The organism is Pseudotabrizicola algicola, from assembly GCF_010915705.1.
In the GTDB taxonomy this organism is placed as follows: Bacteria; Pseudomonadota; Alphaproteobacteria; order Rhodobacterales; family Rhodobacteraceae; genus Pseudotabrizicola; species Pseudotabrizicola algicola.
The window spans coordinates 439,064-452,623 of the sequence record NZ_JAAIKE010000002.1 but is presented as its reverse complement, the minus strand read 5'-3'; the positions used below and the strand labels follow the sequence as shown (position 1 = coordinate 452,623).

General features: G+C 64.7%; 12 protein-coding genes. 11 read left to right on the top strand and 1 reads right to left on the bottom strand.

All coding sequences use genetic code 11. The features are described 5' to 3' along the window. Nucleotides 1–31 precede the first annotated feature (31 nt). From G3572_RS08725 to G3572_RS08695, 7 genes are all read left to right on the top strand, one after another. Nucleotides 32–979 carry an ABC transporter substrate-binding protein gene (locus tag G3572_RS08725; protein ID WP_164610835.1) on the top strand — a complete coding sequence of 316 codons (948 nt, stop codon included), beginning with the start codon at nucleotides 32–34 and terminating at the stop codon, nucleotides 977–979. Nucleotides 980–1,050: 71 nt separating this feature from the next. Next, nucleotides 1,051–1,845, top strand: a complete 795-nt coding sequence (locus tag G3572_RS08720; protein ID WP_164610833.1) for an L-fucose dehydrogenase — start codon at nucleotides 1,051–1,053, stop codon at nucleotides 1,843–1,845. A gap of 7 nt (nucleotides 1,846–1,852) precedes the next feature. Then, nucleotides 1,853–3,361, top strand: coding sequence for a UxaA family hydrolase (locus tag G3572_RS08715; RefSeq protein ID WP_164610830.1), 1,509 nt, complete (start codon nucleotides 1,853–1,855; stop codon nucleotides 3,359–3,361). A gap of 66 nt (nucleotides 3,362–3,427) precedes the next feature. After that, the gene (locus G3572_RS08710) at nucleotides 3,428–4,165 is read left to right on the top strand and encodes an SDR family oxidoreductase (RefSeq protein WP_164610829.1); all 738 of its coding nucleotides are present in this window, start codon (nucleotides 3,428–3,430) and stop codon (nucleotides 4,163–4,165) included. A 13-nt stretch (nucleotides 4,166–4,178) separates the two neighbouring features. After that, nucleotides 4,179–5,024, top strand: a complete 846-nt coding sequence (locus G3572_RS08705) for a fumarylacetoacetate hydrolase family protein (protein WP_164610827.1) — start codon at nucleotides 4,179–4,181, stop codon at nucleotides 5,022–5,024. Nucleotides 5,025–5,235: 211 nt separating this feature from the next. Next, entirely contained in the window at nucleotides 5,236–6,636 is a 1,401-nt protein-coding gene (gene gnd, locus G3572_RS08700; protein WP_164610825.1) for an NADP-dependent phosphogluconate dehydrogenase, read from the top strand. A gap of 28 nt (nucleotides 6,637–6,664) precedes the next feature. Then, complete coding sequence (locus tag G3572_RS08695) at nucleotides 6,665–7,612, top strand: 2-hydroxyacid dehydrogenase (protein ID WP_164610823.1); 948 nt, start codon at nucleotides 6,665–6,667, stop codon at nucleotides 7,610–7,612. On the opposite strand, the gene G3572_RS08690 is transcribed toward G3572_RS08695, so the two are convergent. Further along, complete coding sequence (locus G3572_RS08690) at nucleotides 7,605–8,528, bottom strand: LysR family transcriptional regulator (RefSeq protein WP_164610821.1); 924 nt, start codon at nucleotides 8,526–8,528, stop codon at nucleotides 7,605–7,607. The genes G3572_RS08695 and G3572_RS08690 overlap by 8 nt on opposite strands. Before the next feature lie 170 nt (nucleotides 8,529–8,698). Here G3572_RS08690 and chvE point away from each other — a divergent pair, with 170 nt between their 5' ends. The 4 genes from chvE (at nucleotide 8,699) to araD1 (ending at nucleotide 13,554) form a co-directional block, all read left to right on the top strand. After that, a complete protein-coding gene (chvE, locus tag G3572_RS08685; RefSeq protein WP_164610819.1) occupies nucleotides 8,699–9,769 on the top strand; it encodes a multiple monosaccharide ABC transporter substrate-binding protein in 1,071 nt (356 codons plus the stop codon). A gap of 71 nt (nucleotides 9,770–9,840) precedes the next feature. Continuing rightward, nucleotides 9,841–11,370, top strand: a complete 1,530-nt coding sequence (mmsA, locus tag G3572_RS08680; RefSeq protein ID WP_164610817.1) for a multiple monosaccharide ABC transporter ATP-binding protein — start codon at nucleotides 9,841–9,843, stop codon at nucleotides 11,368–11,370. Between the two features lie 4 nt (nucleotides 11,371–11,374). Beyond that, the gene (mmsB, locus tag G3572_RS08675; protein ID WP_164610815.1) at nucleotides 11,375–12,565 is read left to right on the top strand and encodes a multiple monosaccharide ABC transporter permease; all 1,191 of its coding nucleotides are present in this window, start codon (nucleotides 11,375–11,377) and stop codon (nucleotides 12,563–12,565) included. A gap of 8 nt (nucleotides 12,566–12,573) precedes the next feature. Beyond that, nucleotides 12,574–13,554 (top strand): AraD1 family protein, encoded by a 981-nt coding sequence (gene araD1, locus G3572_RS08670; protein WP_164610813.1) that lies wholly within the window; start codon nucleotides 12,574–12,576, stop codon nucleotides 13,552–13,554. Nucleotides 13,555–13,560 lie beyond the last annotated feature (6 nt).

The following is a 13,560-nucleotide window of genomic DNA, read 5'->3' as shown; positions in this document are numbered from 1 at the left end:
CACAAACATCGACACCATGGGAGGATACCCGATGTTCACCAGACGCACCCTGCTCGCCGCCGCATCCGCCACCGCGCTGATGCTTTCGGCAAGCCTCGCCAGCGCGCAGGACAAGATCTACATTCCGCTCGTCTCCAAGGGCTTCCAGCACCAGTTCTGGCAGGCCGTGAAAGCCGGAGCTGATCAGGCCGCTGCCGAATTCGGCGTCGAAGTCACCTTCGAAGGCCCAGACACCGAAGCACAGGTCGACAAGCAGATGGATATGCTGGCTGCCGCCCTTGCCAAGAAGCCCGCGGCGCTCGGCTTTGCCGCGCTCGACAGCCAGGCCGCAACGCCGCTGCTGCGTCAGGCGCAAGACGCCGGCATCCCTGTCATCGCCTTCGACTCCGGCGTTGACAGCGATATTCCGGCGACCACCGTCACCACCAACAACCTTGCCGCAGCCGCGCTGGCCGCAGACAAGATGGCGGAACTGATCGGCGGCGCGGGCAAGGTCGCGCTTGTGGTCCACGACCAGACCTCGCGCACCGGCATTGACCGCCGCGACGGTTTTGTGAACCGCGTCAAGGAAGCCTATCCGAACATCGAGATCGTCGACATCCAGTATGGCGGCGGTGACCAGTTGATGTCGACCGAGATCACCAAGGCGATGCTGACCGCGCATCCCGACATGAAGGGCATCTTCGGCGCCAACGAAGGTTCGGCGCTGGGCGTCATCAATGCCGTGCGCGAAACCAACACCCAAGGCTTGGTCGTCATCGGCTATGACTCGGGTGCAGCCCAGAAAGCTGCCATCAAGGAGGGTCTGATGGCAGGCGCGATCACCCAGAGCCCGGTGGGCATGGGCTATGAAACGGTCAAGGCCGCGATTGCCGCGACCAAGGGCGAAGCCCTGCCGAAAACCATCGACTCGGGCTTCGCATGGTATGACGCAAGCAATATGGATGCGCCGGAAATCGCGGCGGTCCTGTACGACTGATCCCTGAACACAGGGCTGAAACAGGGTGGCTCTGCACCGCGCAGGGCCACCCGATCTGCAAGGAATGAAAGATGGATCTGGGGCTGAAAGACAAGGTTGTGGTCGTGACGGGCGGCGGGTCGGGCATCGGGGCCGCGATCAGCATGGCGCTGGCCGATGAGGGCGCGATTCCCGTCATCTACGCCCGCCGCGCGCCAGAGGATGCCTTCCTCGCGCAACTGGCCGAGAAATCCCCGCGCGCGGGCTGGATCAAGGCCGATCTGTCGCTGGATGATGACTGCCGCCGCGCCGTGGCCGAAACGCACAAAGGCTGGGGGCAGGTCTATGGTCTGGTCAACAACGCGGGGGCCAATGATGGCGTCGGCCTTGATGCGGGGCCAGAGGCGTTTCGCGCCTCGCTCGACCAGAATCTGATCCATTACTACACCCTTGTCCACCTGCTGATGGATGATCTGAAGACAGCCAAGGGCGCGATTGTGAACATCAGTTCCAAAACCGCCGTTACGGGGCAGGGCGGCACCTCGGCCTATGTCGCTGCCAAGGCCGCGCAACTGGGGCTGACGCGGGAATGGGCGGCGGCGCTGGCGGGCGATGGCGTGCGCGTCAATGCCGTGATCCCGGCCGAGGTGATGACCCCGCTCTACCGCCGCTGGCTGGACACGATGGACGACCCCGCCGCCAAACTGGCCGAGATCACCGCGCGGATTCCGCTGGAGGCGCGCATGACGCTCGATACCGAAATGGCCGCCACCACCGTCTTTGCCCTGTCACCCAAGGCGGGGCATACCACCGGCCAATGGCTGTTCGTCGACGGTGGTTACACCCATCTCGACCGCGCGCTGTCCACGCTTGCACCAACGACCTGAGGCCCCAATGCCGATCAGCATCCGTCTGAACCCCGACGACAATGTCGACATCGCCCTGACCGATCTTCTGCCGGGGGCCGAGGCGCTGGGGGTGACGATGACCACCCCCGTCGCGCGCGGCCACAAGATTGCCAATCGGGCCATCACGGCGGGCGAGAACATCCGCCGCTATGGCCAGATCATCGGGGCCGCGACGCAGGATATTCCGGCGGGCGCGCATGTGCATGTGCACAACATCGCCATGTCCGACCACGCGCAGGATTACGCATTTGCCGCCGAGGCGCGTCCACTGGTCCCTGCCACCCAAGCGCGCACCTTCATGGGTTTTCGTCGCCCTGACGGCAAGGCGGGCACCCGCAACTACCTTGGCGTGCTCACCTCGGTGAACTGCTCGGGCTCCGTCGCCCGCTTCATCGCCGAAGAGGCGGAAAAGGCCGACTGGTTCAAGGCGCTGGGCAATGTCGATGGCATCGTGCCCATCGCCCATGCCTCGGGCTGCGGCATGTCGGGGTCGGACGAAGGCTACGCCACCCTGATGCGCACGCTGCAAGGCTATGCGCAGAACCCGAACTTTGGCGGCATCCTTCTGGTGGGTCTGGGCTGCGAGGTTCTGCAGATCCCCGATCTGGTGGGGCGCGGCCGCATGCGGGCCGACAACAACTTCCGCCACATGACCATCCAGCAGGTCGGCGGCACCCGCAAGACGGTGGAGCGCGGGGTCGAGGCGCTGCGCGAGATGGCCGAGATCGCCAATGCCTATGCGCGCGAACCTATCCCGGTGTCGGAACTGGTCATCGGCATGCAATGCGGCGGGTCCGACGGCTATTCCGGCATCACCGCCAACCCTGCGCTGGGCGTAGCCTCTGACCTTCTGGTGCAGCATGGCGGCACCACGATCCTGTCGGAAACCTCGGAAATCTACGGGGCCGAACACCTGTTGACCCGCCGCGCGGTCAGCGTCGAGGTCGGGCAAAAGCTGATCGACCGCATCCGCTGGTGGGAAGATTACACCGCCCGCAACAAGGGCGAGATGAACAACAACCCCAGCCCCGGCAACAAACGCGGCGGGCTGACGACCATTCTGGAAAAGTCCCTCGGCGCGGTCGCCAAGGGCGGCACCGCCCCGATGCAAGACGTGTATCTGTTCGCCGAACCCATCACCAAGAAGGGCTTCGTCTTCATGGACAGCCCCGGCTATGACCCCTGTTCGGTGACGGGCCAGATCGCATCTGGCGCAAACCTCATCGTGTTCACCACCGGACGCGGGTCGGTGTCGGGCTACAAGCCCGTGCCCTGTATCAAGGTCGCCACCAATTCCGAAATGTTCCGCCACATGGAAGAGGATATGGACCTCAACACGGGTGACATCATCGACGGTGGGGTCTCTCTGGCCGACAAGGGGCGCGAGATGTTCGAGCTGTTCATCAAGGTTGCCAGCGGCGAGGTCACCAAATCCGAAGCCCTCGGCTTTGGCGGCGCGGAATTCGTGCCTTGGCAGATCGGCGCGGTGATGTAACACCCTTGGCGCAGGGCGGGGTCGCAGCGGCGGCCCAAGGATGAAACCACGCAGACAGGAAACCCTATGGGACGGCTGAACGGCAAGACGGCTTTGGTCACAGCGGCGGGGCAGGGCATCGGCCGCGCCTCGGCGCTTGCGATGGCGCGCGAGGGCGCGCGGGTGATCGCCACCGACATCAACGCGGCGGCACTGGCCGACCTGACGGGACAGGGCCTTGAAACCCGCGTGCTGAATGTGCGCGACCCGGCCGCCATCACCGCCTTGGCGGCGGACCTGGGCCGGGTGGACGTGCTGTTCAACTGCGCGGGTTTTGTCGCCAACGGCACCATCCTCGACTGTGACGACGAACAATGGGCCTTCAGCTTCGATCTGAACGTCACCGCGATGTTTCGCATGTGCCGCGCCTTCCTGCCCGCCATGATCGAGGGCGGCGGCGGGTCCATCATCAACATGGCCTCGGTCGCCTCGTCGGTCATCGCAGCCCCCAACCGCTTTGCCTATGGCAGCACCAAGGCCGCCGTCATCGGCATGTCAAAGGCCATCGCCGCCGATTTCATCACCAAGGGCATCCGCTGCAACGCCATCTGCCCCGGCACAGTCGATACGCCATCGCTGCAGGAACGCATGGCGGCGACGGGCGATTACGAGGCCGGACGCAAGGCGTTTCTGGCGCGCCAACCCTCTGGAAAACTTGCGCAGGCCGATGATATCGCTGCGCTTGTCGTATTTCTCGCCTCGGACGAATCGGCTTTCGTCACTGGCACGGCCAATGTCATCGACGGCGGCTGGTCGAATACTTGAAAGGATCTGACAGATGAAACTCCTCCGTCATGGCGCCCCCGGTGCCGAACGCCCCGGCCTGCTGCATAGCGACGGCACCATCCGCGACCTGACCGGCATCGTCCCCGATATCTCGGGCGCGGTCCTGTCGGATGTGGGCCTGTCGGCGCTGCGCGGCATCGATGCGGGCAAACTGCCCGTGGTGGATGCGGCGACCCGCCTTGGCCCCTGCGTGGCAGGCACCGGCAAATTCATCTGCATCGGCCTGAACTACGCCGACCACGCCGCCGAATCCGGCATGGCGGTGCCGCCGGAACCCGTCATCTTCATGAAGGCCACCAGCGCCATCTGCGGCCCGAACGACCCTATCATCATCCCCCGCACCTCCGAGAAAACCGATTGGGAGGTGGAACTGGCCGTCATCATCGGCACCAAGGCGAAATACGTCTCGGAAGCCGAGGCGCTGGATTATGTCGCGGGCTATGCGGTGGCCAATGATGTCAGCGAGCGCGCCTTCCAGACCGAACGCGCGGGGCAATGGACCAAGGGCAAAAGCTGTGACAACTACGGCCAGCTTGGCCCGTGGCTTGTCACCCGCGACGAGGTGGCCGACCCGCAGTCGCTGCCGATGTGGCTCAAGGTCAATGGCCAGACCATGCAGAACGGCTCGACCAAGACGATGGTTTACGGCGTCGCACATGTCGTCAGCTATCTGTCGCAGTTCATGACGCTGCATCCGGGCGATGTGATCTCGACAGGCACCCCGCCCGGCGTGGGCATGGGGCAGAAACCGCCGCGCTATCTGAAGGCAGGCGATGTGGTGGAACTGGGGATCGAAGGTCTCGGCACCCAGCGCCAGGATGTGATCGCAGACATCTGATCGCGCCGAACAGGACGGCCCAAGGGTGCGCCCGCGCCCTTGGGCCGCTTGCATTTCCGCCGGAAGCGGCGTCTTTTGTCTTCGGCCGATTGGCATGTTATCGATAGCAATTCCGCCGCAGATGCAGTATCCACCGCGACGCGGCGGGCCGACATGCCTGTCTGCCGTCTCGTTCCAAACTGCGACTGCGCATTGCAAAGGACTGTTCTAGATGACTGTTACACACACCGGCCTGATCGGCCTTGGCACGATGGGTGCCGCCTTGGCGCTGAACATCGCGGAAAAGGGCTTCCCGATTGCCGTGTGGAACCGCACCGCCGCAGTCACCCGTGCCTTTCACGCGGGGGCAGGGGAACTGGCCGCGCGCATCACCCCCACCGACACGCTGGAGGCACTGGTGCAGGCCATCACTCCGCCGCGCGCCATCATCCTGATGGTGCCCGCCGGACAGGCGGTCGATGACCAGATGGCGGCCCTCGCGCCGCTTTTGGGGCCCGATGATCTGGTGATCGACGCGGGCAATGCCAACTTCCGCGATACCAACCGCCGCGACGGGGCGGACCTGCCGTTCCGCTTCATGGGCATCGGCGTGTCGGGCGGCGAGGAAGGCGCGCGTCACGGCCCCGCCATCATGGCAGGCGGCCCCGATGCCGCTTGGGCGCAGATGAAACCGCTGCTGCAAGCCATCGCCGCCCGCGCAGAAGACGGCACCCCTTGCGCCGATCACATGGGGCCATCGGGCGCGGGGCATTTCGTCAAGGCCGTCCACAACGGCATCGAATATGCCGACATGCAGATGATTTCCGAGGTCTACGGCGTGATGCGTGACGGCATGGCGCTGCCCGCTGCCGACATCGCGCCGGTGTTCGACCGCTGGAACGCAGGCCCGCTGCAATCCTACCTGATCGAGATTTCCGCGCAGGTCGCCGCCGCTGCCGACCCGATTGGCGGCGGGCCGATCCTCGACATGATCGTGGATGCCGCCGGCCAGAAAGGCACCGGCCGCTGGACGGCGGTTGAAGCGCAGCATCTGGCGGCGCCAGTTCCGGTGATCGAGGCCGCCGTGATGGCGCGCAACGTCTCTGCCCGCCGCGACGAACGCGCCGCAGGTCAGGCCCGTTTCGGCGCGGCCAAGGCCAAGATCACCCTGCCGCTCGATGATCTGGAACAGGCGATGATCGCGGGCAAGATCCTGTGCTATGCTCAAGGCTTCGCCATGATGACGGCAGCGGCCAAGGAATTCGGCTGGGCGCTGGATATGCCCGCCATCGCGCGGGTCTGGCGCGCGGGGTGCATCATCCGCTCTTCCATGCTGAACGACATGGCGCAGGCGCTGGCCGAAGACCCCGCCCGCAACCTGATCCTCGCCCCGTTCTTCGCCGGGCTGCTCGACAAGGGCCTGCCCGCCCTGCGCCGCGTGGTGGCCAATGGCGCGCTTCAGGCCCTGCCGCTGCCCGCCCTGTCGGCGGGGCTTGCGTGGTTCGATCTGATGCGTCAGGCGCGCGGCACCGCCAACATGATCCAGGGCCAGCGTGACTTCTTTGGCGCGCATGGTTTTGACCGGCTGGACGGCAAGGACGCCCACCACGGCCCCTGGGGCAGCCCGGCCTGACCCCCAGCCCAATCGCAAGGATATGCCCATGAAACCCGAGCTTCTGGTAATCGCCCCGCCGCTGCAGCCCTATCTCGATGATCTGGCCGCGCGCTACACCCTGCATCGCCATGATCTTGCGGGTGCGGCAGGCAAGGCGGCCCTGCTGGCCGAGGTCGGGCCGAAGGTGCAGGCCGTCATCACCAACGGACATGAGCCGCTGACCGCCGAGATGGTCGCGGCGATGCCGGGCCTGCAACTCGTCTCTTGCGGATCTGCGGGCTATGACACCATCGATGTCGCGGCGCTGACGGCGCGGGGCATCCCGCTGACCAACACATCGGACGCGCTGGCCGATGATGTGGCCGACACCGCGCTGATGCTGACCCTTGCCGCGCGGCGCGGGATGGTGCCGGGGCATGCCTATGTCGCCTCGGGCGATTGGGGGCGGCAGGGGATGTTCCCGCTGCAATCCTCGCTGCGGGGCAAGAAACTGGGCATCGTCGGCATGGGCAAGATCGGACAGGCCATCATCCCGCGCGCCGAAGCCTCGGGCATGCAGGTGGCCTATTTCAGCCGCACCGAAAAGCCGGGGGTGAACCGTCCGTTCCAGCCCGATCTGCTGGCGTTGGCGGGCTGGGCCGATGTGCTGGTCGTCATCGTCTCGGGCGGCAAGGGCACCATGAACCTGATCGACGCCGCTGTGCTGCGCGCGCTTGGCCCGCAAGGCACGCTGGTGAACGTCAGCCGCGGGTCGGTCGTGGATGAAACCGCGCTGATCGCCGCCCTGCGTGACGGAACGCTGGGCCATGCCGCGCTGGATGTGTTCTGGAACGAACCCAACCCCGATCCCGCGCTCACGTCGCTGCCGAATGTCACGCTCTACCCGCACCACGCCAGCGGCACCCGTGAATCGCGCGCGGCCATGTCGCAACTGGCGGTCGCCAATCTGGACGCGCATTTCAGCGGCCAGCCCCTCTTGTCGCGCGTCAGCTGAGCGGCAACTGCCCGAGGATCTGGTTGATCAGCCGGTCCAGCGCAGGCGTCCGCGCCTGCCCCTTGCGCGTCATCAGCCCGTATGGCCCGACGTCGACCTGCAAGGGCGCGTCCAGCATCACATAGCCCCCATCCGGCCCCGCAAAGACATCGGTCACCGCGCGGGCGAGGGGGGCAATCGCATTGGTCTGGCGCACCACCGTCAGCGTCAGCAGGAACGACCCCGTGGTCAGCGTCTGGCGCGGCGGCGGCATGTCATGCGCGCGAAAGGCCATGTTGACGGCACGCCCGAGGGGAGAGCTTTCGGCAGGCATCACCCAGTCGAACTGCACCAGATCAGCCAGGGAAATATCCTGCCGCCCTGCCAGCGGATGCCCCTGTCGCACCAGCAGTTCCACAGGCTCGGTGTCCAGCGGCAGCACGTCGAATTCTTCCTGATCGCGCGGCTCTGACGGGCGCCCCAGCACCAGATCAAGCCGCCCCGCCCGCAACTCCTGACACAGCGGCGCCGATTGCGCGACCGACACATCGGCGGTGATGTTCGGATGCGTCAGCCGCAAGGTGCGCAGCGCGGGCAGCATCAGCCCCAGCGCAGGCGCGGTCACCGATCCCAGCCGCAAATGCCCCGCCGCACCCGAGGCAAGACCCGACACCTCGACCGTGGCCTCCTGCAACTCGGTCAATATCCGCCGCGCCCGCCGCGCCAGCGCCTCGCCCACCACCGTCAGCGCGACGCCCCGGCCTGACCGTTCGTGGATCGGCTGGCCGAGGATCTCCTCGATCTCGACAATCAGGCGTGACGCCGTGGGCTGTGACACCCCGATCAGGTCCGCCGCTGCCGTGATCCGCCGCGTGTCGGCCAGATGCGCGAGCAGGCGCAGATGCGTCATCTTCAGATGGTGCAGGGGCAGGGACATGTCTGATCCATATCAATTGTGCAGTATATGCTTCACGCAATCTCATTTGACGCTGATGTGTTGCGGCGTCAATCTCCCGCCTGATCGCGGTCCAGATGCGCAAGACGCCTCTGGAACGGACAAACCGCCGCGACGCTGCCGTGTTTCGCGGCACAAGGGAGGAGAACCTGATGAACTTCACAAAACGCGCCATCCTGAAGCTTGCGGTTGCCGCAACGCTTCTGGGCAGCCCCGCCGCCTTTGCGCAAGACAAAGGCACCGTCGGCATTTCGATGCCCACCAAATCCTCGGCCCGCTGGATTTCGGACGGGGAATCGATGGTGAAGCAGTTCACCGAAGCCGGCTATGCCACCGACCTGCAATATGCCGAAGACGATATCCCGAACCAGCTCAACCAGATCGAGAACATGATCACCAAAGGTGTGAACGTTCTGGTGATCGCCGCCATCGACGGCACCACGCTGTCGAACGCGCTGGAAAACGCCGCTGCCAGCGGCATCAAGGTCATCGCCTATGACCGTCTGATCCGCGAAAGCGGCGATGTCAGCTATTACGCCACCTTCGATAACTTCAAGGTCGGCGTGCAGCAGGCGGAATCGCTGGTCAAGGGCCTGAAAGAGCGCTTCCCTGATGTGAAGCCGTGGAACGTCGAACTCTTCGGCGGCTCGCCGGACGACAACAACGCCTTCTTCTTCTACAACGGTGCGATGTCGGTCCTGCAGCCGATGATCGACGCGGGCGAAATCGCCATCCCCTCCGGCCAGATGGGCATGGATGTGGTCGGCACCCTGCGTTGGGACGGTGCGGTCGCACAGGCCCGCATGGATAACCTTCTGTCGGCCAACTACGGCGACAAGGTCCTGCACGGCGCGCTGTCCCCCTATGACGGCCTGTCGATCGGTATCCTGTCGTCGCTGAAGGGCGTCGGCTATGGTTCGGGCGATCTGGCCATGCCGATCGTCACCGGCCAGGATGCCGAAATCCCCTCGGTGAAGTCGATGATCGCGGGCGAGCAGTATTCGACCGTGTTCAAGGACACCCGCGAACTCGCCCGCGTGACCGTGGGCATGGTCGAGGCGCTGCTGACCGGCACCGAGCCGGAAATCAACGACACCACCACCTATGACAACGGCGTCAAGGTCGTTCCGTCCTACCTGCTGGAGCCGGTTTCGGTCGATGCCTCGAACTACGAAGAAGTCCTCGTAGGCTCGGGCTACTACACCGCTGACCAGCTCAAGTAATCGGCACTGAGGTCCGGGCCTGTCTGCCACGCTCCCGGCAGACAGGCCCGGTTTTCTCCGGGGAGGGGAAGATGACAACGCTTCTGGAAATGCGCGGGATCAGCAAACTGTTCCCCGGCGTCCGCGCGCTCGATCAGGTGAACCTGTCGGTGAAAGCGGGCGAAATCCACGCGATCTGCGGCGAGAACGGTGCAGGAAAATCCACACTGATGAAGGTGCTGTCAGGGGTCTATCCCCACGGCAGCTATGACGGCGAGATCGTCTATGACGGCCAGACGCTCGAGATGAAATCCATCGCCGACAGCGAGGCCAAGGGCATCATCATCATCCATCAGGAACTGGCGCTGGTGCCGCTGCTGTCGATTGCGGAAAACCTGTTTCTGGGCAACGAGGTGGCCAAGGCGGGCGTGATCAACTGGCCGCTGGCCTTCCAGAAAACCACCCAGCTTCTGCAAAAGGTCGGTCTGAACGAGGCGCCGACCACAGTTGTGGGCAAGCTGGGCGTCGGCAAACAGCAACTGATCGAGATTGCGAAGGCGCTGGCCAAGGATGTGCGCCTGCTCATCCTCGATGAACCCACCGCCGCGCTTCAGGAAAACGACAGCCAGAAGCTGCTCGACCTGATGCTGGAGCTGAAGGCGCAAGGGGTCACGCAGATCATCATCAGCCACAAGCTGAACGAGATCGGCCGTGTCGCCGACCGCACCACCATCATCCGCGACGGCACCACCGTTTCCACGCTGAACCGCGACGAGATCACCGAAGACCGCATCATCCGCGACATGGTGGGCCGCGACATGGCGCACCGCTATCCCGCCCGCACCCCGAACCCCGGCGAGACGCTGCTGGAGGTCACTGACTGGAACGTGTTCCACCCCGACCAGAAAGACCGCCAGATGATCCGCAACGCGGGCTTCACCGTCCGCAAGGGCGAGATCGTGGGCATCGCGGGCCTGATGGGGGCAGGGCGCACCGAACTGGCGATGAGCCTGTTCGGCCACAGCTACGGGCGCAACATCAGCGGCACCGTCCGCATGGGCGGCAAGCCGGTGGATACGTCCAGCGTGACAAAGGCGGTGGCGGCAGGGCTGGCCTATGTGACCGAAGACCGCAAGGCGCTCGGCCTCATTCTCGAAGAACCGATCCTGCGCAACGTCAGCCTCGCCAACCTTGCGGGCATCGCCCTGCGCGGCGTGCTCAACCCCCGGCGCGAGGCGCAGGTGGCCGAGGATTACCGCCGCGCCATGAACATCCGCACCCCCAATGTGCAGCAAAAGGTGGTCAACCTGTCGGGCGGCAACCAGCAGAAGGTGGTTCTGTCGAAATGGCTGTTCACCGATCCGCAGGTTCTTATCCTTGACGAACCCACGCGCGGCATCGACGTGGGGGCGAAGTTTGAAATCTACAACATCATGAACCAGCTGGCCGCCGATGGCCGCGGCATCCTGATGATCAGCTCGGAAATGCCCGAGCTCTTGGGCATGTGCGACCGCATCTATGTGATGAACGAAGGCCGGATCGTCGGGGAGCTTTCCCGCGATGAGGCATCGCAGGAACGCATCATGGCCCTGATCCTGAATTCTGCTGGGAAGGCGGCGTAATACAATGTCTGAAAAGAGTTACATGGGCAGTCACCTGCGCGAATACGGAATGATCATGGCGCTGGTCGCCATCGTGTTCTTCTTCACCGTGATCGTGCGTGCCTCCATCGACGTCGACTTCCTGTCGGCACAGAACATCACCAACCTGTTCCTGCAGAACTCTTACGTCATCATCATGGCGCTGGGGATGCTGCTGGTCATCGTGGCGGGCCATATCGACCTGTCGGTCGGCTCTGTCGTGGGCTTCACCGGGGCGGTGGCGGCGGTGCTGACGGTCAATCAGGGCTGGCCGGTGCTGGCGGTGATCCCCGCCTGCCTGCTGGTCGGGGCGCTGATCGGCGCGGCGCAGGGATATTGGGTGGCCTATTGGAAAATTCCGTCCTTCATCGTCACGCTGGCAGGCATGCTGGTGTTTCGCGGCCTGACACTGTGGCTGCTCAACGGCCAGAACATCGGCCCCTTCCCGCGCTCGTTCCAGTCCCTCTCCACCGGCTTCATCCCTGACCTCTTTGGCGATGCCGATCAGGCGCTTCTGGGGATGGACCGGCTGAACGGCACCGCGCTTCTGATCGTGGTGGCCGTGGCCTTGATCGTGGTTTATCTCGGCCTGCGCAAACGCACGCAGGACGCGCTTTTCGGCATCACCCCCGAACCCGCCGTGGTGTTCTGGATCCGTAATGCCATCGTCTGCGGCGCGCTGGTCTTCGTCGGCTACAAACTGGCAATCTTCCGCGGCCTGCCCAATGTGGTCATGGTGCTGGCGGTGCTGACGGTGATCTACGCCTTCTTCACCGAGAAAACCACCAGCGGCCGCCGCATCTACGCGCTCGGCGGCAACGAGAAAGCGGCCAAGCTTTCCGGCATCAAGACCGAACGCCTCGTGTTCTTCTGCTTCGTCAACATGGGCGTTCTGGCGGCTCTGGCAGGCATGATCGTGGCCGCGCGCCTCAACTCCTCCACCCCCAAGGCGGGCGCCGGGTTCGAGCTTGATGTGATCGCCGCCGTCTTCATCGGTGGCGCGTCGATGGCGGGCGGCTCGGGCAAGATCATCGGCGTCGTGGTCGGCGCGCTGATCATGGGCGTGATGAACAACGGCATGTCGATCCTTGGCATCGGCATCGACTACCAGCAGGTCATCAAGGGGCTGGTCCTGCTCGCCGCCGTCATCTTCGACGTTTACAACAAAAACAAATGAGGGCCGCCATGCTGTTGTCGCAGATCAAGACGGAAACCGGCATCGCCGTTGTCGCCCGTGAAGGCTCAGAGGCCGCCATCGTCCAAGGCGCTGCCAGCACCTATGCGCTCGCGCTCGAGGCCGCCAATTCCGGCCGCTCCCTCGCCAGCGTGATCGCGGCCCACGGCCTTGGCCAAGCGGTCGATCTGGTGCGCGCCGCCTCCGAGGGGCGGATGCTGTCGCCCATCACCCACCCCGATCCGGCGCACCTGCACCTGACCGGCACCGGCCTGACCCATCTGGGCAGCGCCGCCACCCGTGACGCCATGCACACCAAGGCCAATGCCGAGGATGCCACCGACAGCATGAAGATGTTCCGCATGGGGCTGGAGGGCGGCAAGCCCGCCTCCGGCCCCGGCGTGCAGCCGGAATGGTTCTACAAGGGCAATGGCGTGCATCTGGTCGCTCCCGGCGCGCCGCTCACCTCCCCCGGCTTCGCGCTCGATGGCGGGGAAGAGCCGGAACTTGCGGGCATCTATGTGATCGCCGCCGATGGCACCCCCTGCCGTGTCGGCTGGGCGCTGGCGAACGAGTTTTCCGATCATGTGACCGAGCGGATCAACTACCTTTACCTCGCCCATTCCAAACTGCGGCAGGCCAGCATCGGCCCCGAGATCCTTGTGGGCGATCTGCCGCAAGACGTGCGCGGCACCAGCCGCATCCGCCGTGCAGGGTCGGTGATCTGGGAAAAACCCTTCCTGTCGGGCGAGGCGAACATGTCGCACAGCTTTGCCAATCTGGAACATCACCACTTCAAGTATGACATGTTCCGCCAGCCGGGCGATCTGCATGTGCATATGTTCGGCACCGCCACCCTGTCATTCGCCGATGGTATCCGACCCGAACCCGGTGATACCTTTGAAATCGAGGTGGCCGCCTTCGGCCTGCCGCTGACAAACCCGCTTGCCGTTGCCCCCGACACCGGGCTGCAATCGGTCCATACCCTGTGAGGATGA